Origin of the sequence: Massilia sp. BSC265, assembly GCF_000740675.1 — a bacterium.
Taxonomy (GTDB): domain Bacteria; phylum Pseudomonadota; class Gammaproteobacteria; order Burkholderiales; family Burkholderiaceae_D; genus Telluria.
The window spans coordinates 150,048-173,963 of sequence record NZ_JPXI01000010.1; the positions used below are offsets into that span (position 1 = coordinate 150,048).

Sequence of the window (23,916 nt, forward strand, 5' to 3'; positions counted from 1 at the left end):
CAACCATTGTAGCCTGCTGCCCTTGCCACGCTACCAGTTCATTTCCGGCTCAGGGCTTGGCGATCGTGGCGAGCGCTTCTCCCTGCTGCCACCCGCCGCCCAGCGCACGCGCCACGGCCACGGTGGCCAGCAGGCGCTGGGTACGGATCTGCGCCGCCGCCCGGTCCGCGGCCAGCGCGTTGCGCTGGGCATCGGTGACGTCGAGGTAGGTCGACACGCCGCGCTCGTAGCGCGCCTGCGCCACCTGCAGCGCACGCGCCGCGGCCTGCTGCGACCGGGCCTGCGCCTCGCCCTGCTGCTGGCGCTGTTCGAGGTCCGACAGCGCGTCTTCCACTTCGCGCAGCGCGGCGAGCAGGCGCGTCCGGTGGTTCGCCACCGCTTCGTCGTGACGCGCCTTGGACAAGGCCAGGTTGGCGCGGTTGCGGCCGCCGTCGAAGACCGGCAGCGACAGCGCCAGTGGCCCGATCGAGAACTGGCGCGCGCCGCCGCTGGCAATGTCGCGTAGGTGCTCGGAAGCAAAGCCGAAGTTCGTGGTCAGCGACAAGGACGGGTAAAAGGCACCCTCGGCCACACCCACCTGTGCGTTCGCCGCCTTCAGCTGGGCCACGCTGGCCGCCAGGTCGGGACGCTGCTTCAGCAGGCTGGCCGGCAGGCCGACCGGAATCGCCGGCGGCAGCGGCAGTTGCGCGCTTGCGCCGACCGGCAGCAGCGGCTGGCTCGGCGAGGCGCCCACCAGCGTGGCCAGCGCGTGTTCGACCGTATTGCGCTGGCGCTGCACCTCGTGCAGGTCGGCTTCGGCATTGGCGCGCTCGATGCGGGCGCGCGAGACGTCCAGCTCGTTCGACAGGCCGGCCCTGAAGCGCGCTTCCACCAGCCCCTGGGCTTCGCGGCGTGCGTCCAGCGCACTGCGCAGGATCGCCAGCTCGGCGTCCAGGCCGCGCAGCTGCCAGTAGGACTGGGCCACCTGGCTGGAGAGCATCAGGAGCACGCCATCGCGCTCATCCTGGGCCGCCAGCGCCCCGGCGTCGGCCGCCTCCACCACGCGGCGCACGCGGCCCCACAGGTCGAGCTCGTACGACAGCGCGGCTCCCACGCTGAAGTTGTTGCCCTCGATCGAACGTCCGCCCAGCGCGATGCCCTGCGAAGTCTCGCTCGAAGTACGCGAATTCGACACGCCCGCGCTCACGGCCACGTTCGGCGCCTGGCCCGCGCGCACCACGCCCAGCTGGGCCTGGGCCTGCAGCAGGCGCTGCGCCGCCGCCTGCACGCCCGGATTGTCGCGCAGGGCGCGCTGTTCCAGGCTGTCCAAGGTCGCGTCGCCAAACACTGTCCACCATTGGGCCGGCAGGTGCGCCGCCGCAGTCGTGGCTGCCGCGTGGCGGAATGCCGCATCGGTGGCATTGGCCGGTGCCTTGAAGTCAGGGCCGACGGTGGCGCAGCCACCCAGTGCCGCAGCCAGCGCGGAGACAAGTACAAGCTTCTTTAACATGGTCGTTCTCTTCACTCTCAATCAATGTGCACCCGCGGCTCCGCCCGGCGACTTCACCTTGTCCGCCAGCCAGATCGCGGCGATGCAGCCCACCAGCACCAGGCCGATGATCCAGAAACCGTCGTTGTAGGCCATCACGAAAGACTCGCGCCGCACGATGCGGTCGACCAGGGCCAGCGCCTGGCTGGCGGCGGTTGCAGGGTCCATGCCGTTGGCAATGAAACCCTGGGTCAGCTGCTCCAGGCGCTGCTGGGTGGCCGGCGCATAGCTCGATACCGCCTCGCCCAGCCGCGCCGAATGGAAGTGCTCGCGGTTCGTCAATGCCGTGGCCAGCAGCGCGATGCCGATCGAGCCGCCCAGGTTGCGCGTCATGTTGAACAGGCTCGACGCCGATGGCATGTCCTTCGGCGCCACACCCTGCATGGCGAAATTCGACAGGGTCAGCATCACGAAGGGCTGGCCGATCGCCCGGATCACCTGGGTCACCATCAGCTGGTCGTAGCCGGTGGTGGCATCCATGAAGGCATTCATCAGGCAGGAGCCGCCGAACAGCAATAGGCCGAACGAGCACAGGATGCGGTTGTCCACCTTCGAGGACAACGCCGCCGCGAAGGGCATCACGAGCAGCTGCGGCAGGCCGACCCAGGCGATCACTTCGCCGATCTGCATCGGCGTGTAGCCCGCGATCTGGCCCAGGTAGAGCGGCAGCAGGAACGAAGATCCATATAAACCCATGCCCGTCACTGCCGACAGCACGGTCGCCACCAGGAAGTTGCGCTGCCCGTAGAGGCGCAGGTTCACGAAGGGGTCGGGCTTGGTGAAGCTCACCGCCACCCAGCCGAGGATGCCTACCAGGGACAGCGAAGCGAAGGTGACGATGAAGGTGGACTCGAACCAATCCTTCGAATTGCCCTCTTCCAGGAAGATGGTCAGGCAAGCCAGGCCCATCGCCATCAGGCCGATGCCGAGCCAGTCCGCATTCACCAGGGTGCCGTAGTTCGGCTTTTCGCGGTCCAGGCCGTACGCCAGGCCGGCGATCAGGAGCACGCCCGGCACCCAATTGATGTAGAAGATCGAAGGCCAGCCGTAGATCTCGGACAGGTAGCCGCCCAGGGTCGGACCCATGGCCGGCGCCAGGGTGGCGGTGAGCCCGAAGATCGCCATGCCGACCGCGCGCTTGGATGCCGGCAGGCGCGTCATGACAAGGGTCATCGCCATCGGGATCAGGGCGCCGCCGGTAAAGCCCTGCAGCATGCGGAACACGATCATGCTTTCCAGGTTCCAGGCGGCCCCGCACAGCGTCGAGAACACCAGGAACAGGGCCGTGGTCCCGATCATGTAGGCGCGCGCACCCAGCGCCCGTGTGAACAGCGCGGTCATCGGGATCACGACGATCTCGGCGCACAGGTAGGCGGTCGAGATCCACGAGCCCTCTTCCTGCGTGGCCGAGAGCGAGCCGAGGATGTCGCGCAGCGAGGAATTGGTGATCTGGATGTCGAGCACCGCCATGAAGGCCCCCAGCATGCCGGCGGCCACCGCGATCCAGGTGCGCGCATCGATGCGGGCGCCGTTGGCGGGCGCCCCCGGGACAGCACCGGGGGCAGCGGCCTTGGCGAGGCTAGTCATTGCTGGTCCTTCATAGGCAACGGCGGGGCAAGGGCGGCGGTCTGGCGATCGGAACTGCGCGCCGCTTTCTGGCCGAGCTCCACTTCGGCCACGACCGACATGCCCGGCACCAGGCGGCCGGCATACTTCTTCACGTCCTGCGGGTCGAGCACGATCTTGACCGGCACGCGCTGCACGATCTTGGTGAAGTTGCCGGTCGCGTTATCGGCCGGCAGCAGCGCGAACTGGTTGCCCGAGGCCGGCGAGAAGCTGTGCACGCGGCCCACCAGGTGCTTGCCCGGCAGCGCGTCGACTTCGAGCGAGACCTGCTGGCCCGGCTCCAGGCCGGCCAGCTGGGTTTCCTTGAAGTTGGCGGTGACCCAGACCTCGTCCTCGACCACGGCCAGCAGCTGCTGGCCCGGCTGCACGCGGGCGCCGACTTCGATGCTGCGCTTGCCGACACGCCCCGCCACCGGCGCGACAATCCGGTTATAGGCCAGCTGCTGGCGCGCGTCTTTCAGTTGCGCCTGCAGCACCTTGACCTGGGCCTTCAGGACATCGCGGCCGGCATCGGCGGCGGCCACCTGGGCCTGGGCGGCGGCGGCACTGTCGCGTCGTGCCGCCACGTCGGCGGTAGCGGCAGCACGCGCGGCGGTCGCGGCATCGACCTCCGCCTTCGACACCGCTTTCATGGTCTCGTTGTACAACTGGCTGAAGCGCTCGGCGTCCTGGCGCGCGCGCACCAGCTGGGCCTCGGCCTGCCTGACCTGGGCGGCGGCGGCGGCGGCCTGGGCGCGCACCTGCGCCACCTGGGCGCCGGCCTGGGCGATCTGCTGCTCCACGCTCGCGATCTGCGCCTCGATCTGCTCGACGCGCACATGGTGGTCGGCCGGGTCCAGCTCGGCGATCACGTCGCCGGCCTGGACCAGCTGGTTGTCGTCCACCAGCACGCGCGTGACCACGCCGGCCACGCGGCTGGACACGGGGTGGACGCGGCCGGTGACGTAGGCGTTCTCGGTTTCCACGTAATGATGGCTGCGGTACCACATGCGCCCGCCGGCCCCGATGGCAAGCACGGCAATCAGCGCTACCGCACCCAGCACACGCTTGTTGGGCGGCGCCTTGCCCGGCGCTGCCGGTGGGGTCTGAACGGCCTGTTGCATAGCCGGGGCCGGGGTGTGCGATTCTGCCATGGGTCAAACTCCGAAGAAAAATGAAATGGGTCGTGCGCATTATTTGCCAGTCGCCGCTTGAAGTCAAGAAATGAAACGGTTGCATTTCATTTTTATTGGATTAGAATGGCCGCATGACGAAAGCCCCTGCTACTTCCACTACCGCACCCAAGCCCGCCGGCCGTCCCAAGGCCTCGGAGGTCGAAGCACGTATCCAGGAACTGATCGACGCTGCAGGCTGCCTGTTCCTGAAGCACGGCTATGCCGGCGTGAGCCTGGAAGCCATCGCACGTGAAGCGCGGGTAGCGGTACGGACCATCTACGTGAAGTTCGGCGGCAAGGCCGGCCTGCTCAAGGCCGTGCTGCAGGCGCGGCGCGAGCGTTTCTTCCCGGTGGGGAAGATGGATGTCGACCAGCGCCCGATCCGCGAGGTCATCGACGAGTTCGCCGGCTATTTCTACGACATGCTGTGCGAGCCGGACGCGATGACCCTGCAGCGGGTGGTGATGGCGGAAGCCGGCAGCAGTCCCGAACTGGCGGAAGCGTTTTATGAGGCGGGGCCGCGCATGACGCGCGAGATGCTCGAGCGTTACTTCGCGCGGCCTGACGTTCGGGCCCAACTGCGCTCCGATGTCCCGGTCGCCCTGCTGCCTTCGCACCTGATCGCCTGCGTCAATGGCGACCCGGTGGTGCGCTACCTGTTTCCGGACCGCGAGCCTCCGCGCGAAGAAGCACGCCGCATGCTTGCCGAACGTCTAGAGTTGTTTTATCGCAGCATTTTTTGACCATATGGTCAACGCCGGGTCTGTGCGTCATCGCACCGACCTGTGCGGCAGTTTGTGACAATCTGACATCCTTATTTAGGAGGATGTCATGGACAATAAAACGACAGCGGCCGTTCGCCGCGAGGAGGAAGCATGAGCAAGTCTTCCCGTTACGAATGGCGCGACCAACAGGCGGCGCTGCAGGAGCGCATGAAGCTTTTCTTGCAGAATCCGAACAACGAACAGCTGGAAGCGGTCGTTGCAGAAATGCGTGCCTATGCCGCTGCTGCGCAGTCCGGCAGCATTGATATTCCGCAACGCTTCATCGCGTTTACCTGACCAACCCGACAAGCAACAGCCGCCCCGCGCAAGCCGGGCGGCTTTTTTTCGTCCAGGTGTCCCGCTGTCAGCCGGCCATCGCGGGCGCCGGCGTGCCTTGTGCGTGGGTGTCGAAGTCGAACAGCCGGCTCAGGCAGTACACCTTGCGCGGGGCGCGGTGGCGTTCGTGGATCTCGCGGGTCATTACTTCGACCCGGCGCGGCTGGAGCGCCAGCTGGCGCGGATCGATATGGTCGGGGGCGCCTTCGGCAAAGCGCGCCGCGAGCTGCTGGGAAACCGTGCCGTGGATAAGATGCGGCTCCCCATGGACCGTTGCCCTGAGCTCGAAGCTGCGCGTTTCGGGCAGCACAAATACTGTCCCGATATATTCATTGCCGTATTCGTACATGGCAGTCTCCCTGTAGCTTGACATGCGACCGGCGACAAGCGGCTTGCCGCCACACGTTCCCATCATAGCAAGTCAATACAGCGTGGAGAGGCTGTCACGATTGAAATTCTCAGCGCCCAGGCGAGCTTGTCGCTTTACTCGGACCGGCGTATTCCATCCGACTGGAAGAGTGCCAGTCGTCGCCCAGCAACAGGACCAAGCCGCCATAGGCCAGCACTGCCGCGAGAAGCAGCAGCACGACGCCCAGTAATGGGTAGTAACTGAATTTCCAGCCCTTCTGATGCGCTTCCGCCGGCTGATGGGCTGCTTCTACTGGAGGTACTGCGGTCATACCTGTATTGTTACTAAAAATTAAAGGGAAGCGAGTATCGGCAATAATGTATACGTTGAAAATAATTGTTATAAGTTGCAACCAATGTTGCAACAATAATGCTCGTTCAGTATCTGCGGATGCCAAAAAAAACGGGACCGTCAACGGTCCCGTCATTGCTGCCTGCGCAGGCCGCGCTTACTTCTTGCGTGCCGGCGGCAGGTCGGTGCAGACGCCCTTGTAGGCTTCCGCCGCCATGCCGATCGATTCGCCCAGGGTCGGGTGCGGGTGGATGGTCTTGCCGATGTCCACGCCGTCCGCGCCCATCTCGATGGCCAGCGCCACTTCGCCGATCATGTCGCCGGCATTGGTGCCGACGATGGTGCCGCCGATGATGCGCTTGGTCTCGGCGTCGAACAGCAGCTTGGTGAAGCCCTCTTCGCGGCCGTTGGCGACCGCGCGGCCGCTGGCGTTCCACGGGAAGTGGCCCTTCTCGACCGCGATGCCCTTCTGCTTGGCTTCTTCCTCGGTCAGGCCGACCCATGCGACTTCCGGATCGGTGTAGGCCACCGACGGGATTACCTTGGCGTCGAAGAAGGCCTTCTCGCCGTGCGCCGCCTCGGCTGCCACGTGCGCCTCGTGCACCGCCTTGTGCGCCAGCATCGGCTGGCCCACCAGGTCGCCGATGGCGAAGATGTGCGGCACGTTGGTGCGCATCTGGCCGTCGACGCCGATGAAGCCGCGGTCCGTCACCGCCACGCCGGCCTTCTCGGCGGCGATCTTCTTGCCGTTCGGGCTGCGGCCCACGGCCACCAGCACCATGTCGTAGGTTTGCGGGCTAGGCGCGGCCACGCCGGCCTCGGCCGACTCGAACGTCACCTTGATGCCTTCCGGCAGCGCTTCCACGCCGACGGTCTTGGTCTTCAACATGATGTTGTCGAAGCGGTGGGCGTTGAACTTCTGCCAGACCTTGACGGCCTCGCGGTCCGCGCCCTGCATCAGGCCGTCCATCATCTCGACCACGTCGATGCGCGCACCCAGGGTCGAGTAGACGGTCGCCATCTCCAGGCCGATGATGCCGCCGCCGATCACCAGCATGCGCTTGGGGACCTGGCGCAGTTCCAGCGCGCCGGTCGAGTCGACGATGCGCGGGTCTTCCGGCACGAAGGGCAGCTTCACCACCGAGGAACCGGCGGCGATGATCGCTTTTGCGAACTTCACGACCTTCTTGCTGCCATCGGCGGCGGTGACTTCGATGTGGTTCGGGGAGAGAAAACTGCCCACGCCCTGCACCACATTGACCTTGCGCGCCTTGGCCATGAAGTTCAGGCCCCCGGTCATCTTCTTGATCACGCCGTCCTTATAGGCGCGCAGCTTGTCGATGTCCACGCTCGGCGGTGCAAAGCTCACGCCCAGGTCGGCCATGTGCGCGGTCTCGTCCATGATGTGCGCCACGTGCAGCAGCGCCTTGGACGGGATGCAGCCCACGTTCAGGCAGACGCCGCCGAGGGTCGCATACTTTTCGACCAGCACGGTGTTCATGCCCAGGTCGGCCGCGCGGAAGGCGGCCGAGTAGCCGCCCGGGCCGGCGCCCAGCACCATCATCTCGCATTCGATGTCGACCGGGCCGCCGTAGCTGGCCGCGCTTGGCGCCGGAGCCGGCGCCGCGCCTGCAGCCGGACCTGCTGCCGGCGCCGGGTGGGCCGGTGCGTAGGAGTCGGTCGGGCCGGCGGCCGCGGTCGGGGCAGCAGCCTGCGCGCCGATCTGGGCCGCTGGCTTGTCGCTCGCGCCGCCAGGTGCAGCAGCCGGTGCGGGAGCCGCGCCGGCACCAGATTCCTCGACGGTCAGCAGCAGCGAACCTTCGTTCACCTTGTCGCCGACCTTGACCTTCACTTCCTTGACCACGCCGGCATTCGTCGACGGGATCTCCATGCTCGCCTTGTCCGACTCGACGGTCACCAGTGACTGGTCGACCTTGATGGTGTCGCCCGGCTTCACCAAGAGTTCGATGATCTCGACGTCCTTGAAGTCGCCGATGTTCGGGACCTTCACTTCAACAGTGCTCATTCCCTGGCTCCTTACAGAAGGATCTTGCGCATATCGGCCAGGACGTCGGCCAGGTAGGCGGCGAAGCGCGCGGCGCCGGCGCCGTCGATCACGCGGTGGTCGTAGGACAGCGACAGCGGCAGCATCAGGCGCGGCTGGAAGGTGGAACCGTCCCACACCGGCTTCATCGCCGACTTCGACAGGCCCAGGATCGCGACTTCGGGCGCATTGATGATCGGCGTGAAGGCCGTGCCGCCGATGCCGCCCAGCGAAGAGATGGTGAAGGTCGCGCCCTGCATCGCGGCCGGCGACAGCTTGCCGTCGCGTGCCGCGCTTGAGAGCTCGCCCATTTCCACGGCGATCTGCGAGATCGTCTTCTTGTCGGCATCCTTCACGACCGGGACCACCAGGCCGTTCGGGGTGTCGGCAGCGAAGCCGATGTTGTAGTACTGCTTGACGATCAGGCTGGCGCCGTCTTCCGACAGCGACGAGTTAAATTGCGGGAACTTCTTCAGTGCCGCAACCGAGGCCTTGATCACGAAGGCCAGCATGGTCAGCTTGACGGTCGACTTCTGCTTGGCCAGCGCGGCGTTCGAATCGACGCGGAACTGTTCCAGGTCGGTGACGTCGGCTTCCTCGAAGTGGGTCACGTGCGGGATCATGACCCAGTTGCGGTGCAGGTTCGGGCCCGAGATCTTCTTGATGCGCGGCAGGGCCACGGTTTCGGTCGGACCGAACTTCGAGAAGTCCAGCGACGGCCATGGCAGCACGTCCAGGCCGACGCCCGAACCGCCCGCCTTCGCAGGCGCGCTTGCTGCCGGCGGCGCGGCCATCACGCCCTTGACGAAGTTCTGCACGTCCTGCTGGGTGATGCGGCCTTTCGGGCCGGTGCCCGGCACACGCGCCAGGTCCACGCCCAGTTCGCGGGCGAACTTGCGGATCGACGGCGAGGCGTGGGCCTTGGAGCCGGTGACGCCCTGTGCAGGGGCGGCCGCTGCAGGTGCAGGTGCAGGCGCTGCGGCGGCAGGTGCAGGCGCGGCCGCCGGGGCAGCAGCGGCTGGTGCCGGGGCAGCTGCGGCAGGCGCTGCAGCCGGCGCGCCGCCGGTGGCTTCGACCAGCAGCACCAGCGAGCCCTTGGCGACCTTGTCGCCGACTTTCACTTTGACATCCTTGACGGTGCCGGCGTGGCTGGACGGGATCTCCATGCTCGCCTTGTCCGACTCGACCGTGATCAGCGACTGGTCGACCTTGATCTGGTCGCCCGGCTTGACCATCAGTTCGATGACTGCGACTTCCTTGAAGTCGCCGATGTCCGGCACGGTGACTTCGACGATGCCGCCCGATGCTGCCGGGGCAGCGGCGGGTGCAGCAGCAGGTGCCGGTGCAGTTTCAGCGGCGGGCGCTGTAGCGGCAGCAGCAGCTGGTGCAGGCGCAGGAGCGGCAGCGCCGCCCGCTTCCTCGACCAGCAGCACGAGCGAACCTTCGGCGACCTTGTCGCCGACCTTTACTTTGATTTCTTTTACCACGCCGGCGTGACTGGATGGGATTTCCATGCTCGCCTTGTCCGACTCGACGGTCACCAGCGACTGGTCGACCTTGATCGTGTCGCCCGGCTTGACCAGCAGCTCGATGACCTCGACTTCCTTGAAGTCACCGATGTCCGGGACTTTGACTTCCACAATGCTCATAGTGTCAGCTCCAATTATTCTTTGAGTTCGCGCTTAAGCCCGCCATCCCTCCCCTGAGGATCACGGCGGGCTTCGAGCATTTATACGTCTACCGGGTTCGGCTTGTTCTGGTCGATGCCGTACTTCTGGATCGCCTGGGTCACGATGGCGCGGTCGATCTTGCCTTCGTCGGCCAGGGCGCGCAGCGATGCCACGGTGATGTAGTAGCGGTTCACCTCGAAGAACTCGCGCAGCTTGACGCGCGAATCCGAGCGGCCGAAGCCGTCGGTGCCCAGCACTTTATAGGTGCGGTCCTTTGGCATGAAGCCGCGGATCTGCTCGGCGAACAGGCGCATGTAGTCGGTGGTCGCGACGATCGGGCCGGCGGTGTTTTGCAGCAGCGAGGTCACGTACGGCACGCGCTGCTGGGCATCCGGGTTCACCATGTTCCAGCGCTCGCAATCCTGGCCGTCGCGCGCCAGCAGCGTGAGCGACGGCGCCGACCACACGTCCGCATCGACGCCCCAGTCGTTCTTCAGCAGTTCGCTTGCTGCGATCGACTCGCGCAGGATGGTGCCGCAACCGATCAGCTGGACGCGCTTGGCGCCGGCGGCGTCGCCCTGGAGCGGCGCGCCTTCCTGCAGCAGGTACATGCCCTTCAGGATGCCCTCTTCCTGGCCCGGTTTCAGGCCCGGGTGGGCATAGTTCTCGTTCATGATGGTGATGTAGTAGAACACATCCTCCTGCTCCTGCACCATGCGGCGCAGGCCATCCTGGATGATCACCGCCACCTCGTGGCCGAAGGTCGGGTCGTAAGGAATGCAGTTCGGGACCGTGGCCGCGATGATGTGGCTGTGGCCATCCTCGTGCTGCAGGCCTTCGCCGTTCAGCGTGGTGCGGCCGGCAGTGCCGCCCATCAGGAAGCCGCGCGCACGGATGTCGCCCGCCAGCCAGACCAGGTCGCCCACACGCTGCATGCCGAACATCGAGTAGAAGGTGTAGAACGGGATCATGGTGCGGTTGTTCGACGAGTACGAGGTCGCCGCGGCGATCCACGAGCTCATGCCGCCCGCTTCGTTGATACCTTCCTGCAGGATCTGGCCGGCCTTGTCTTCACGGTAGTACATCACCTGGTCGCGGTCGACCGGCTCGTACAGCTGGCCTTGCTGGTTGAAGATACCGATCTGGCGGAACAGGCCTTCCATGCCGAAGGTACGCGATTCGTCGACCAGGATCGGCACGATGCGCTGGCCGATGCTCTGGTCCTTCAGCAGGCTGGTGATCACGCGCACGTAGGCCTGGGTGGTCGAGATCTCGCGCCCTTCCGCGGTCGGATCGAGCACGGCCTTGAACGATTCCAGCGGCGGCACGGTCAGCTGCTCGTCGGCTTTCGAACGGCGCTGCGGCAGGTAGCCGCCCAGGGCCTTGCGGCGCTCGTGCAGGTACTGCATTTCCGGCGCGTCGTCGGAGGGCTTGAAGAACGGGATCTCGGCCAGCTTGTCGTCCGGGATAGGGATGTTGAAGCGGTCGCGCATCTCGCGGATCGCGGCGTCGTCCAGCTTCTTGGTCTGGTGCGCGGTGTTGCGCGCCTCGCCCGACTTGCCCATGCCGAAGCCCTTGACGGTCTTCACCAGCAGCACGGTCGGCGAGCCCTTGTTCTCCTGGGCGTTCTTGAACGCGGCGTAGATCTTGTGCGGGTCGTGGCCGCCGCGGGTCAGGCGCCAGATGTCGTCGTCGCTCATGTTGGCGACCATCTTGAGCAGCTCGGGATGCTTGCCGAAGAAGTGCTTGCGCACGTAGGCGCCGTCCTTGGCCTTGTAGTTCTGGTATTCGCCGTCGACGGTTTCCATCATCACGCGCTGCAGGATGCCGTCCTTGTCCTTCGACAGCAGCGCATCCCACTGCGAGCCCCAGATGACCTTGACCACGTTCCAGCCGGCGCCGCGGAAGTCGGCTTCGAGTTCCTGGATGATCTTGCCGTTGCCGCGCACCGGGCCGTCCAGGCGCTGCAGGTTGCAGTTGACGACCATGACCAGGTTGTCGAGGCGTTCGCGCGCGGCCATGCCGATCGCGCCCATCGATTCCGGCTCGTCCATCTCGCCGTCGCCGCAGAAGACCCAGACCTTGCGGTTCTCGGTGTTGGCGATGCCGCGCGCGTGCAGGTACTTCAGGAAGCGCGCCTGGTAGATCGCCATCAGCGGGCCCAGGCCCATCGACACGGTCGGGAACTGCCAGAAGTCCGGCATCAGTTTCGGGTGCGGGTAGGAAGACAGGCCCTTGCCGTCGACTTCGCGGCGGAAGTTCAGCATCTGTTCTTCGGTGATGCGGCCTTCCAGGTAGGCGCGGGCGTAGATGCCCGGCGAGGAGTGGCCCTGGATGTACAGCAGGTCGCCGCCGTGCTCTTCGGTCGGGGCGTGCCAGAAGTGGTTGAAACCGATGCCCAGCATGTTCGCCAGCGAGGCGAACGAGGAAATGTGGCCGCCCAGGTCGCCGTCGGCGCGGTTGGCCTTGACCACCATCGCCATCGCGTTCCAGCGCATCCACGAGCGCAGGCGCTCTTCGTATTCCAGGTTGCCCGGGCAGTTCACGTTCAGGTGGGCCGGGATGGTGTTGACGTAGGCCGTGTTGCTGGAGAACGGGATGTGGGCGCCGCGGCGACGCGCCAGGTCCACCATGCGTTCCATCAGGTAGTGCGCGCGCTCGGTGCCTTCATGTTCGATCACCGCCTCCAGCGCATCCAGCCATTCCTGGGTTTCGATGGTGTCGGGGTCGTTGGCAGCTTGTGCCGTCAACTGGTCGAGTTGAGCTGACATTAATGCGTCTCCTAAGATGTGCGCCCCGACCGATCCCTGTGAAATGGCTGGTGGCGTTGGTGAAATTTCAAATACCTGAAAATAAACTCTTCGATTCTACCAGCGGAATTTGGCTTTTTCAAACTATGATATGTCGTTTCACATAGTGAAATCCAATGCTGCGACCGCACATTTTCACGATGGATAGGGGTGTCCTCAGGGTGGCCGGCTTTGCCGGCCGCGCGTCCAACTTCCCCATGAAATGAGGCGACGGCTGTTCTCCGTCTGCTTGAACGCGCGCTTGGCAGGGCCGACCACCCGACGGCCATCGTATAACGAAGCGTTTGGCGCCCTACTCTCACCTTTGGCACAGTCATCAGGTAAATATGACAATGCTTCGGCCGCCGCGGCGCGCGATTCGGAGTGCAATGCGGGCGCCGGCCTTATAATTTCATTTTTGCCTAGCCGTGAGCCTACCCATGCCAGCCCAGAACATCGACGGAGTCCTCCTTTCCCAACAACTGCGCGGCGAAATCGCCCAGCGCGCCGCCAAACTGACAGCAAGCGGCCGCCAGCCCGGCTTGGCGGTGATCCTGGTCGGCGAGGACCCGGCGAGCCACGTCTACGTGCGCAACAAGGTCAAGGCCTGCGGCGACGTGGGCTTCCACTCGGTGCTGGAAAAGTACGACGCCGACCTGAGCGAGCAGGCCCTGCTCGACCGTATCGCCGCCCTGAACGCCGACCCGAGCATCCACGGCATCCTGGTGCAGATGCCGCTGCCCAAGCACATCAACCCGAGCCGGGTCATCGAAGCGATCGCCACCAGCAAGGACGTCGACGGCTACTCGGTGCTGTCGGCCGGCGAACTGGTCGCCAACCTGCCGGGTTTCCGCCCCTGCACGCCGTACGGCTGCATGAAGCTGATCGAGACCACCGGCATCGACCTGCGCGGCAAGCACGCCGTGGTCATCGGCCGCTCGAACACCGTCGGTAAGCCGATGGCCCTGCTGCTCTTGCAAGCCAACGCTACCGTCACCATCTGCCATAGCGCGACGCCGGACCTGGGCGTGTACACCCGCCAGGCCGATGTCGTGGTCGCCGCTGTCGGCCGCCGCAATACCTTGACCGCCGACATGGTCAAGCCGGGTGCGGTCGTGATCGACGTCGGCATGAACCGCGACGACGCCGGCAAGCTGTGCGGCGACGTCGATTACGTCGGCGTGCGCGAAGTCGCTTCGCACATCACCCCGGTGCCGGGCGGCGTCGGTCCGATGACGATTACCATGCTGTTGATGAACACGGTGGAGTCCGCAGAACGTGTGCACTCCAGTAGCCAGAACTGCCCCACTGAGGCAACGGGAATGGAACCGAAGCCTGGGGTGGCCTGAACCCTTAAAAGGAATCCCAGGAAGGAAGACAATGAGCATCGACACCAGCAATCCCCTCCTCGATTTCTCGGGCCTGACCCGGTTCGACCTGGTCAAGCCGGAGCACGTTACGCCGGCCATCGAGCAACTCATCAAGGAAGCGGCCGAAGTGGTGGCCGAACTCGAAGCACCGAGCGACCAGGTGACCTGGGACAGCTTCGTGGTCCCGCTCGAGGAAGCCACCGAGCGCCTGGGTCGCGCCTGGGGCGTGGTCAACCACCTGAACCATGTGGCGGATACGCCCGAGCTGCGCGCCACCTACAACGAGAACCAGCCGAAGGTCACCGAGTTCTGGACCTCGCTGGGCCAGAACGAGGCGCTGTTCGCCAAGTACAAGCTGCTGCGCGCCGGCAGCGGGTACGACAGCCTCAGCCCGGCCCGCAAGCGCATCGTCGAGAACGCGCTGCGCGACTTCCGCCTGGGCGGCGCCGAGCTGCCGGAAGATAAGAAAGAACGCTTCGCCGAGATCCAGGAACAGCAGGCCGCCACGTCCACCCGCTTCTCGCAGAACGTGCTCGATGCAACCAACGACTACAAGCTGCTGGTCGAGAACGAAGACGAACTGTCGGGCATCCCGGACGACGTCAAGGCAGCCGCCCGCGCCGCGGCCGAGAGGGACGGCAAGGCCGGCTGGCAGTTCAGCCTGCACTTCCCGTCCTACTACCCGGTACTGCAGTTCTGCGACAACCGCTCCTTGCGCGAAACCATCTACCGCGCGAGCAGCACCAAGGCCTCGGACGCCGGCACCATGTTCAGCAAGGCCGAGGAATGGGACAACACCGCCAACATCGTCAAGCTCTTGCTGCTGCGCCATGAAGAAGCCCAGCTGCTGGAATACGCCAACTTCGCCGAAGTCTCGCTGGTGCCGAAGATGGCGGAAAGTCCACAGCACGTGGTCGAATTCCTCGAAGACCTGGCGCGCCGCGCCCGCCCCTTCGCCGAGAAGGACCTGGAAGAGCTGCGCAGCTTCGCTAGAAGCGAGCTGGGCATCGATGAGCTGCAGTCCTGGGACGTCGCCTATGCCTCCGAAAAACTGCGCGAGCAGCGCTATGCCTTCTCCGAGAAGGAAGTGAAGGAATACTTCCCCGAGCCGAGGGTGGTGGCCGGCCTGTTCACGGTCATCCAGGACCTGTTCGGCGGGCAGATCAGGCAGGACGAGGCGCCGGTCTGGCATCCGGACGTGCGTTTCTTCCGCATCGAGCGCAACGGCCAACTGGTCGGCCAGTTCTACCTGGACCTGTATGCACGGGAAGGCAAGAACCAGGGCGCCTGGATGGACGACGCGCGCGGCCGCCGCCTGACCACGGGCGGCATCGTGCAGACCCCGATCGCTTATCTCACCTGCAACTTCACCCCGCCGGCCATCGTGGACGGCAAGCAGCAGCCTTCGCTGTTCACGCACGACGAAGTCATCACCCTGTTCCACGAATTCGGCCACGGCCTGCATCACATGCTGACCGAAGTCGAGGAGCTGTCGGTGTCGGGCATCTCGGGCGTGGAATGGGATGCGGTGGAGCTGCCGTCCCAGTTCATGGAGAACTTCTGCTGGGAGTGGGACAAGCTGCAGCAGATGACCGCCCACGTGAAGACGGGCGAGCCGCTGCCGCGCCAGCTCTACGACAAGATGCTGGCGGCGAAGAACTTCCAGTCCGGGATGATGACGCTGCGGCAGGTCGAGTTCTCGCTGATCGACATGCACCTGCACTACGACTTCGATCCGCAGAGCGAACGTACCGTGCAGGAGCTGATCGACGACATCCGCAAGCAGTTCGCGGTGATGATCCCGCCGTCCTTCAACCGCTTCCAGCACTCGTTCGGCCACATCTTCTCGGGCGGCTACGCGGCCGGCTACTACAGCTACAAGTGGGCCGAGGTGCTGTCCGCCGACGCCTATGCGGCTTTCGAGGAGGCGCTGGATTCCGGGCAGCTGCAGGAGACCGGCAAGCGCTTCCAGCAGGAGATCCTGGCGGTGGGGGGGTCGCGCCCGGCGCTGGAATCGTTCAGGGCCTTCCGCGGCCGCGAGCCCTCGATCGACGCGCTGCTGCGCCATAGCGGCATGATTCCGAGCACAGTGCACCAGGGCGGCGCGAGCGCCTGACGGTCCGAGGGGCGGCTTTCCTGCCGCCCCATTCTTTTACAAGCACCATGACCCGTATCGACTTCCATACCAACATCCCCGACAAGCTGGCCTACGCCTGCCGCCTGGCCCGCAAGGCCTATGCATCGAAGGCCAGGGTGGTGGTGCTGGCCGAGGACGCCGCCCAGGCCGAGGCCCTGAACGCGGCGCTGTGGACGGTATCGGAGTCCGATTTCATCCCGCACGTGCTCGCCGGCGACCCGCTGGCGAATGAGACGCCGATCATCATCACCGCCGATGAAGGGGTGCCGCTGCCCCATCATGAGATGCTGGTCAACCTCACCCGCCGCACGCCTGCGCTACTATCGAAGTTCGCGCGCGTGTTCGAGATCATCTCGATCGACGAAGACGACGCCGCGGCCGGGCGCCAGCGCTACGTCGCCTACAAGAAGCAGAACTATCCCCTGACCCACTTCGTCGCAGGACAGTCATGAGCCAGAATCCGCCATTCGATCCGAGCATTCCTGTTCTTACCGAAGTCGTCAGCGAGCCGGTACTGACGGATGTCGCCGGCGAACCGGTGGCGCCGGCTTCACTGCCCGCCCAGGAACCGTTCGCCGAGCAACTGGAACGCCGCGCCACCGAACGCTGGACCGGCGAGGAATGGAGCGTGCTGGAACGCCGCGTCACCGAGCGCGTGCTGCAGCAGTTGCAGGGCCGGGTCGACTTCGTGCTCGGGCAGCGCGTGCGCGACGCCATGGCCGATGCCATGCAGCGCACCCTGGAGAACTTCACCGCCGACCTGCGCGAAGGCCTGCACGAGGCGCTGGGCGAGATCGTCAGCCGCGCTGTCACCGAAGAGATCGAATATCTGCGAAAGTAGGGTGGCCGGCTTTGCCGATTTTGAACGGCATGTCGACTATATCCATTTCAATCCAGTAAAGCATGGGTTCGTTGCGGCCGCGTCGGAATGGCCGTATTCGACGTTCGGACGGTTTGTGCGTGCAGGCGTGTATCCGTTTGGTTGGGGCGGCAATCCAGCATGTGACGGGATGGAGTTCGAACAGGCGCCGCGACGGCGCATCCGTGAGTCGAACGCGCGGCCGGGAGACCCGGCCACCCTATGTGCAACACGGTTCATACGTATCCGCTAAGATTGCAGACTCTGCAATCATTCACTCCCCCTTTTGTGAACCGAAAGATCCTGATCGCGGCGCTAGCCGGCGCAGGCGTGGCCATCGCCGGCGCCGTCCTTTATTTCACCGACACCATCGAGCGCCAGCCGGGCGCCCTGGCCGTGTTCACGCCCAAGGCGGCGAAGACCGTGCCCTTCTGGCCCGCCCGCGTGAGCACCCTGGCCGGCGACGGCATCCCGGGTGCGGTCGACGGCCCGGCCGCCGCGAGCCGCTTCGACGATCCTTTCGGCGTTGCCCTCGACAACAAGGGCAAGGTCTACGTTGCCGACGCCGGCGACAGCAACCGCATCCGCACCATCGCACCGGACGGCACGGTGGCCACCCTGGCCGGCGGCAAGGAAGGCTTCGCCGACGGCGCAGGCAACGCAGCCGCCTTCCATACCCCGTCCGCGCTGGCCTTCGACCACGAGGGCAACCTCTACGTGGCGGACACCGGCAACCATGCCATCCGGAGAATCGCAAAGGACGGCACCGTGACCACGCTGGCCGGCAACGGCACGCCGGGCGATACGGACGGCATCGGGCGCGCGGCCCGGTTCAACGGCCCGGTGGGCCTGGCGGTGGACGACGCCGGCATCGTCTACGTGGCCGATACCTACAACGACCGCATCCGCCGTATCGGCCACGACGGCAAGGTGACCACCGTCGCCGGCGGCGGCAAGCCCGGCTTCGCGGATGGCATTGCGGCGGCCGCCAGCTTCGACACCCCGAGCGCCATTGCCGTGACGACCAACGGCACCCTCTACGTGGCCGACACCGGCAACAATGCGATTCGCCGCATCGCCCTCGATGGGACGGTCACGACCATCGCGGCGCCCGTCGAGGGTGAACCGCGCCCTTCACTGCGCCGCCCGGTCGGCCTGGCGCTGACGCGCGACGGCTACCTGTACATCGCCGCCGGCGCCGGGGGGCGCATCCTGCAGCTCACGCCGGACGGCGCATTCCGGCCCTTGCCGGACGCCGACGTGCCGGCGTCGAACGACGGCTTCGGCCCCGACGGCACGGTGCAGTTCTACGGCCCGCGCGGCATCGCCGTCGAACGCGACGGCAGCCTGGTGGTGGCCGATGCCCAGGCCCACCGCCTGCACCGTCTATCGAGCCCGCGCGCCGGCGAAGCTGCGCCCGCCCGCCCGCAACCGGTAGCAGTCACACGCAAGGCACCGATGCCCTGGCCGGTCGGCCCGCAGCACAGCGTGCACGAGGTGGTCGGGGTGATGGGCGAGGTGCGCGGCAGCTACAACGGCGACAGCCGCCACCACTTCCACGCCGGCCTCGACGTGCGCGCCGACGTAGGCGCGAAGGTGCTGGCGGTGTTCCCGTCCAAGGTGTCGGACCCGTACGCCAACTGGGGCTTCGATACGCTCAGCGAAGGCATCAGCGTGGGGCCGCTCTCGTACATCCACATGCGGGTCGGCCGCGATGTCCGCGGCAGGCCGCTCGACCCGCGCTTCCAGGTGCTCACCGGCGCACATGGCAAGGCCGAGCGCGTGCGCGTGCCGCGCGGCATCCGCTTCGCCGTGGGCGACCCGCTCGGCACCATCAATGCGATGGCCCACGTCCACCTCGACTACTACCAGGGCGGCGCCGTCGTCAATCCGCTCAGCCTGCCGTTCATCGGCTTCTCGGACACCGTGGCGCCGCGCATCAACAGCATCGCCCTGTTCGACAAGAGCGGGAAACGCCTGCATCCGCCGACGGGAACGCGCAAGCGCCCAGTGATGGACAAGCGGCTGCGCGTGCCGCGTTCGCTGGGCGAGGTCGACGTCGTGGTGGACGCCTACGACCAGGTGGACGGCAACCTGGCGCGCCGCCGCCTCGGCCTGTACAAGCTCGGCTACCAGCTGCTGCGCGCCGACGGCACGCCCCTGCCCGGCCATGAGCGTCCCTCCATCACCCAGGTGTACGACCGCTTGCCGCGCAATCCGGATGCGGTCAAGGCCGTCTATGCGCCCAACAGCGGCATCACCGTGTACGGCAGCAAGGCAACCCGGTTCGCCTACGCGCTGCACAGCCGCCTGGGGGATGGCGAAGTGCAGACCGGCAGCTGGCAGGTCGGCGGCCTGGCGCCGGGCGAGTACATCCTGCGCATCCATGCGGCGGACTATGCGGGACAGGTGGCGCTGGAAGGACGGGATCTGCCGCTGGTCATCGAATAAGAGCGGAGCAAGACACCTGACGCATCGCATCAGCGGAGCGTGATCGCCCCGGCTCGAAGCGTCGGGCTGCTATAGTTGGCGCACCCCGACAGTCACGAAGGAGCATCGCATGAACGAATCGATGTTGCTGATGGCCTCTTCCGGCGCTTTCGTCGGGTCGCATTTTGTCCTGTCGCATCCCTTGCGCCGCCCCTTGGTCGCGGTGATGGGCGAAAAAGGCTTCCTGGCCCTGTATTCCCTGGTGGCCTTCGCCACCCTGGGCGCGATGGCCCACTTCTACCCGAAGACCCCGGTCGGCGCGCCGCTCTGGCACGTCGGCGACGGCATGTGGGCGCTGGCGACTGGCCTGATGCTGCTCGCTTCCGTCATGCTGCTCGGATCGCTGGTCCGCAACCCGGCCATGCCCGGCGCCACCAATGCGGCCAGCGCGCAGGCACGCGGCGTGTACGGCATCACCCGGCATCCGATGCTGTGGGCATTCGCCATCTGGGGCATGGTGCACATCCTGGTGTACCCGGTAACGAGGAATATCATCGTCGCGCTTGCCATCATCGTGCTGTCCCTGCTTGGTGCAGCGCTGCAGGACCGCAAGAAGGCGGCGCTCGATCCGCAGGGCTGGCCAGCCTGGGAAGGACGCACCAGCTACTGGCCCTTCGCGGCCATCCTCCAGGGCCGGGCGCGCTTCGGTGGTTTCGGCGCGCACGCGCTCGGCGGTGGCCTGCTGGTCTGGCTGTTGGCGACCTGGGCGCATATACCGCTGGCCGGCCGGGCGGCGGGCATCTGGCACTGGCTGGTCTAGATTTTCCGGATGCGTCTGCACCGGCACGGAACATTTCGGCCGCGCCGGCGTCTGTGCAAGTGGTGGTTGGCTTGCATCGAGGCTTGTTACAGGAGGCCATCATGGACCGATATGACGTACTCATCGCCGGTGCCGGCCCCACCGGCATGGTGCTGGCGCTGGCGCTGGCGAAACAGGGCATCCGGGTCTGCATCGTCGACAAGGCGGACGGCCCCGGCACCACCTCGCGCGCGATGGCCGTACAGGCGCGCACGCTGGAGCTGTACCGGCCGCTCGGACTGGCCGACGAAGTGGCCGCTAGCGGCCGTCCGAACCCTTGCATCAACCTGTGGGTCAGGGGCAAACGCCGCGCCCAGCTGTCGCTGCGCGACGCCGGTGCACGCCTGACGCCCTACCCCTATGTGCTGATCTACCCCCAGGACGCGCACGAGCAGCTGTTGGTGCGCCACCTCGAGGCCGCGGGGGTCAGCGTCTGGCGCCGCACCAAGCTGGCCGAGTTCGAAGAAAAGGACGACCATGTGCTGGCCCACCTGCGCCGCGCCAGCGGCGAAGACCTGCAGGTCGAGGCGCGCTACCTGGCCGGCTGCGACGGTGCCCGCTCGCTGGTCCGGCGCAAGCTCGGCACCGGTTTCGGCGGCGGCACTTACGACCACATCTTCTATGTCGCCGACGTGCAGTCGCGCGGCCAGGCCGCGAACGGAGAAATCCACCTGTCGCTCGAGACCTCGGACTTCGTCATCTTCCTGGGCTACGACGACCACGGACGCGGCCGCCTGGTCGGCACGATTCGGGATAGAAGCGGCGACGAACGCAGGACCGTGACCGATGCGGCCGGCGCCCTCGGCTTCAACGACGTCAGCCACCGTGCCATGGCCAGCCTGGGACTCGAAGTCGAACAGGTGCACTGGTTCTCGACCTACCGCGTGCACCACCGGGTGACCGACCATTACCGCAAAGGACGCGCCTTCCTGCTGGGCGACGCCGCCCACGTGCACAGCCCGGCGGGCGGCCAGGGCATGAACACCGGCATCGGCGACGCCATCAACCTGGCCTGGAAACTGGCCGCCGTCGCGCGCGGCGACGCGCCCGACAGCCTGCTCGACACCTACGAGCGGGAACGCATCGCGTTCGCCCGCAAGCTGGTGGACACCACCGACCGCCTGTTCAGCTTCGTGACGGCGGAGAGCGGCTTCGCCGACTTCGTGCGCACGCGGATCGCGCCGATGTTCGCCAGCGCCGCCTATGGCATCGGGCCGGTGCGAGAAACGATATTCCGGATCCTGTCGCAGACCACCATCAGCTACCACGACAGCCCGCTGTCGCGTGGCGTGGCCGGCCGCGTGCATGGCGGTGACCGGCTGCCCTGGGTGGTGCGCGGGGGGGTCGACAAGGAGCAGGACAACTACGCGCCGTCGGCCCGGATCGACTGGCAGGTGCACGTGTACGGCCAGGCCTACCCGGACCTGCGCGCCTGGTGCGACCGCCACGGGATGATCCTGCGCGAGTTCGAATGGGGCGTGGAGCACGACGAAGCCGGCTTCGCGCGCAATGCGGGCTACCTGCTGCGGCCGGACGGCTACGTGGCGCTGTGCGCTGCGGGCGCGTCGGCGCAGGCGCTGGAGGATTATTTCTGCGAGCTCGACTACCAGCGCTTCCGCGTCTGCCAGACTAGACCGGCTGTTCTATGAAACAAGCATACACTTTCATTTCCATCGATGAAATATCTAGACATACTTGTCTAGTTAATCTATTGTCGAGGCATTCCTTGCTGACCACGGACTGCCCGTATGCTGAAACGATTCGCCGCCGCCCTGCTGCTGGCCGCCACTGCCCTTCCCGGCCTGGCGGCCGACCTGCCCGCCCACCACTTCATCCACGTGAGCGCCGCAGCCGACGTCCACCTGATGCCCGACATCGGCGAAATCGATATCGACATCGTGTCGCTCGAGCCGGATGCCGATGCCGCCTGGAAGCTCGTCACCGAACGGCTCGAGGCCAGCCGCGCCCTGTTTGTCCAGCACGGCGTCGTGGCAGAGGATATCTTCGTGCAGGACATCGTGCGCCGCCCGCGCAAGGTCGATGCCCTGCCCGCGGGCGAGCCGATGCCGATGGAGACCCGGGTTGCCGTCCACGTCACCGTGCGCGAACTGGGACAGTGGACGCCGCTGCTGCGCACCCTGCTCGTCATGAAGGACATCGAATCGCTGGCGGTCTCGTTCAACCGCACCGACCGCGACAAGGTCGAGACCGACCTCGTCACCCAGGCACTTGCCATGACCAAATCCAAGGCGGTAAACATCGCGCGCGGCATCGGCGCCAGGCTGGGACCGGTAACCGGGGTATCGCTCGCGCCGCTGAAGAACCTGTCCAACGCGATGGGCATGGCAAGCGATCCGAACGGACGCTATACCGGCGACAGGCGCAGCCCGCCACGGGAGGATATGGCACTGGTCCAGGCGATGCGGCTGGTGCAGGCGGCCGACGTGATCTACAGAATTGGTGGCAAATGAGCGGCGGCAAATAAGAACGCCTAACAAAACCCTCTCGTTGCTCTACAGGTAACAGCCGGGTACACTGAGCCTTGCCGGACGTCCGCAATCGGCCAGAAGCGGACCCATCAACACTTGAGCGTGGAGGCGAGGGATGCAGTTGCTTGAAGAGGTTCGAAGCGCTTGGGGATGGGTCGGCATTGAGCCAGTCGACCTTATAGATGAAAACGACTTCGGCAACCTGATTCTCAAAGACGTTCGCGGGAAATACTGGCGACTTTGTCCAGAGGATCTTTACTGTCAGGTCGTGGCAAGTAGCCGAGACGAACTGGATCAGTTGGCAAAGGACCAAGAGTTCTTAAGGGACTGGTATATGCGAGGTGTGGTAGATCAGGCTTTCCAACGGCTCGGAGCACTCGCTCCCGGGCGAAAGTATTATCTCAAGATTCCCGGTGCACTTGGAGGTGAGTACGGTGGGGATAATCTTGGGACGATATCGTTTGACGAACTCATCAGGGCCTCCGGCCATATTGCTCAGCAGATTGCAGAGCTTCCAGATGGGGCGTCGGTTAAGTTATCCGTTACTGACTAAGGTCCGCAGGTCTTCCACCGCAGGGCTGCTATCGGTCAGATCAGGTCCTTCGTGACAGTCCGCGATTTTTCGGCCCTACCTACCTGCTATGCTGAGCTCAAGGGCCGGGTTCGGCCAGAAGTGGTCCTTCTCTAGCCTGAGCCGCCTCATGAGGAGCAATGTGATTCCCAAGAGCTGTCTGCTTATTGAAAGCAAAAAGTTTCCTGTCTTACCTGGTGAAGATCAGGAGATCACCAACGAGCATATGTATGGAAAGGCTCTCTGCCAGCACCTGCAGTCCGAACTGCCGCTCGTCGGTATCAACGTGCCGACTTATTGTAGCGAAGACTGGGGTTGGTGGCTGGACGTTGAGCGCGGTAACTTTAAGATGGGGCTTTGCATTTATTCTGACCCCGGCGCGACCGGAGACCCAGAAAGGTACGCACTGCTTCCGTCCATACATAAAGCGAAGAAGTGGTCGTGGGCAAAGTTCAAAAAGGTCGACCTCTCCAAAGATGTGTTGGGCGTTATTGATATCGTCGAGCGAGTCCTGAAGAGCGATAAAGGCATTCCAGTTGTATCGCGACACGATGACTATCCGTTTGATTGAACCCGAGACCGGCGTTCGA

The 23,916-nt window shown here is 65.5% G+C and carries 20 protein-coding genes; 12 read left to right on the forward strand and 8 right to left on the reverse strand.

All coding sequences use genetic code 11. The annotated features are described in order from the left end of the window. Positions 1–49 precede the first annotated feature (49 nt). The 3 genes from MA09_RS01565 to MA09_RS01575 are packed head-to-tail and all read right to left on the reverse strand — an operon-like array spanning position 50 to position 4,287. Complete coding sequence (locus MA09_RS01565) at positions 50–1,489, reverse strand: efflux transporter outer membrane subunit (protein ID WP_036244657.1); 1,440 nt, start codon at positions 1,487–1,489, stop codon at positions 50–52. A 21-nt stretch (positions 1,490–1,510) separates the two neighbouring features. Further along, positions 1,511–3,115 carry a DHA2 family efflux MFS transporter permease subunit gene (locus MA09_RS01570; protein ID WP_036244659.1) on the reverse strand — a complete coding sequence of 535 codons (1,605 nt, stop codon included), beginning with the start codon at positions 3,113–3,115 and terminating at the stop codon, positions 1,511–1,513. After that, positions 3,112–4,287 carry an HlyD family secretion protein gene (locus MA09_RS01575; RefSeq protein ID WP_036244660.1) on the reverse strand — a complete coding sequence of 392 codons (1,176 nt, stop codon included), beginning with the start codon at positions 4,285–4,287 and terminating at the stop codon, positions 3,112–3,114. Before MA09_RS01575 ends, MA09_RS01570 begins: the two co-directional genes overlap by 4 nt. A gap of 113 nt (positions 4,288–4,400) precedes the next feature. On the opposite strand from MA09_RS01575, the gene MA09_RS01580 reads away from it, so the two are divergent. Beyond that, positions 4,401–5,051 (forward strand): TetR/AcrR family transcriptional regulator, encoded by a 651-nt coding sequence (locus MA09_RS01580; RefSeq protein ID WP_036244661.1) that lies wholly within the window; start codon positions 4,401–4,403, stop codon positions 5,049–5,051. A 132-nt stretch (positions 5,052–5,183) separates the two neighbouring features. Next, entirely contained in the window at positions 5,184–5,369 is a 186-nt protein-coding gene (locus tag MA09_RS24985; RefSeq protein ID WP_036244663.1) for a hypothetical protein, read from the forward strand. 67 nt (positions 5,370–5,436) lie between these two features. Here MA09_RS24985 and MA09_RS01590 read toward each other — a convergent pair whose 3' ends face one another. The 5 genes from MA09_RS01590 to aceE form a co-directional block, all read right to left on the reverse strand. Next, positions 5,437–5,757, reverse strand: a complete 321-nt coding sequence (locus MA09_RS01590) for a hypothetical protein (protein ID WP_036244666.1) — start codon at positions 5,755–5,757, stop codon at positions 5,437–5,439. Positions 5,758–5,866: 109 nt separating this feature from the next. Next, entirely contained in the window at positions 5,867–6,244 is a 378-nt protein-coding gene (locus MA09_RS24425) for a hypothetical protein (RefSeq protein ID WP_152594521.1), read from the reverse strand. A gap of 21 nt (positions 6,245–6,265) precedes the next feature. Next, on the reverse strand, positions 6,266–8,134 hold the full coding sequence (gene lpdA, locus MA09_RS01595) for a dihydrolipoyl dehydrogenase (protein ID WP_036244669.1): 1,869 nt from the start codon (positions 8,132–8,134) through the stop codon (positions 6,266–6,268). Positions 8,135–8,145: 11 nt separating this feature from the next. After that, positions 8,146–9,801: a dihydrolipoyllysine-residue acetyltransferase gene (gene aceF / locus MA09_RS01600; protein ID WP_036244671.1), complete on the reverse strand. Its 1,656-nt coding sequence runs from the start codon at positions 9,799–9,801 to the stop codon at positions 8,146–8,148. A gap of 80 nt (positions 9,802–9,881) precedes the next feature. Further along, entirely contained in the window at positions 9,882–12,593 is a 2,712-nt protein-coding gene (aceE, locus tag MA09_RS01605; RefSeq protein ID WP_036244672.1) for a pyruvate dehydrogenase (acetyl-transferring), homodimeric type, read from the reverse strand. A 458-nt stretch (positions 12,594–13,051) separates the two neighbouring features. Between aceE and folD the strand changes: the two genes are divergently transcribed. The 10 genes from folD to MA09_RS01655 all read left to right on the forward strand — a co-directional run bounded on the left by folD (position 13,052) and on the right by MA09_RS01655 (position 23,897). Beyond that, on the forward strand, positions 13,052–13,960 hold the full coding sequence (gene folD, locus MA09_RS01610) for a bifunctional methylenetetrahydrofolate dehydrogenase/methenyltetrahydrofolate cyclohydrolase FolD (RefSeq protein ID WP_051933075.1): 909 nt from the start codon (positions 13,052–13,054) through the stop codon (positions 13,958–13,960). A 31-nt stretch (positions 13,961–13,991) separates the two neighbouring features. Beyond that, positions 13,992–16,097, forward strand: a complete 2,106-nt coding sequence (locus MA09_RS01615) for a M3 family metallopeptidase (RefSeq protein ID WP_200883019.1) — start codon at positions 13,992–13,994, stop codon at positions 16,095–16,097. A gap of 47 nt (positions 16,098–16,144) precedes the next feature. After that, a complete protein-coding gene (locus MA09_RS01620) occupies positions 16,145–16,570 on the forward strand; it encodes a DNA polymerase III subunit chi (protein WP_036244673.1) in 426 nt (141 codons plus the stop codon). Beyond that, positions 16,567–16,959: a hypothetical protein gene (locus MA09_RS01625; RefSeq protein ID WP_036244675.1), complete on the forward strand. Its 393-nt coding sequence runs from the start codon at positions 16,567–16,569 to the stop codon at positions 16,957–16,959. Before MA09_RS01620 ends, MA09_RS01625 begins: the two co-directional genes overlap by 4 nt. A 306-nt stretch (positions 16,960–17,265) precedes the next feature. Beyond that, on the forward strand, positions 17,266–19,428 hold the full coding sequence (locus MA09_RS01630; RefSeq protein WP_036244676.1) for an NHL repeat-containing protein: 2,163 nt from the start codon (positions 17,266–17,268) through the stop codon (positions 19,426–19,428). 109 nt (positions 19,429–19,537) lie between these two features. Then, a complete protein-coding gene (locus MA09_RS01635) occupies positions 19,538–20,227 on the forward strand; it encodes an NnrU family protein (protein ID WP_036244679.1) in 690 nt (229 codons plus the stop codon). Between the two features lie 101 nt (positions 20,228–20,328). Then, the gene (locus tag MA09_RS01640; protein WP_036244682.1) at positions 20,329–21,915 is read left to right on the forward strand and encodes an FAD-dependent oxidoreductase; all 1,587 of its coding nucleotides are present in this window, start codon (positions 20,329–20,331) and stop codon (positions 21,913–21,915) included. 99 nt (positions 21,916–22,014) lie between these two features. Further along, positions 22,015–22,737, forward strand: a complete 723-nt coding sequence (locus MA09_RS01645) for an SIMPL domain-containing protein (RefSeq protein WP_036244684.1) — start codon at positions 22,015–22,017, stop codon at positions 22,735–22,737. Between the two features lie 133 nt (positions 22,738–22,870). Continuing rightward, a complete protein-coding gene (locus tag MA09_RS01650) occupies positions 22,871–23,308 on the forward strand; it encodes a T6SS immunity protein Tdi1 domain-containing protein (protein WP_036244686.1) in 438 nt (145 codons plus the stop codon). A 160-nt stretch (positions 23,309–23,468) separates the two neighbouring features. Next, positions 23,469–23,897 (forward strand): hypothetical protein, encoded by a 429-nt coding sequence (locus tag MA09_RS01655; RefSeq protein WP_152594522.1) that lies wholly within the window; start codon positions 23,469–23,471, stop codon positions 23,895–23,897. Positions 23,898–23,916: the final 19 nt, after the last annotated feature.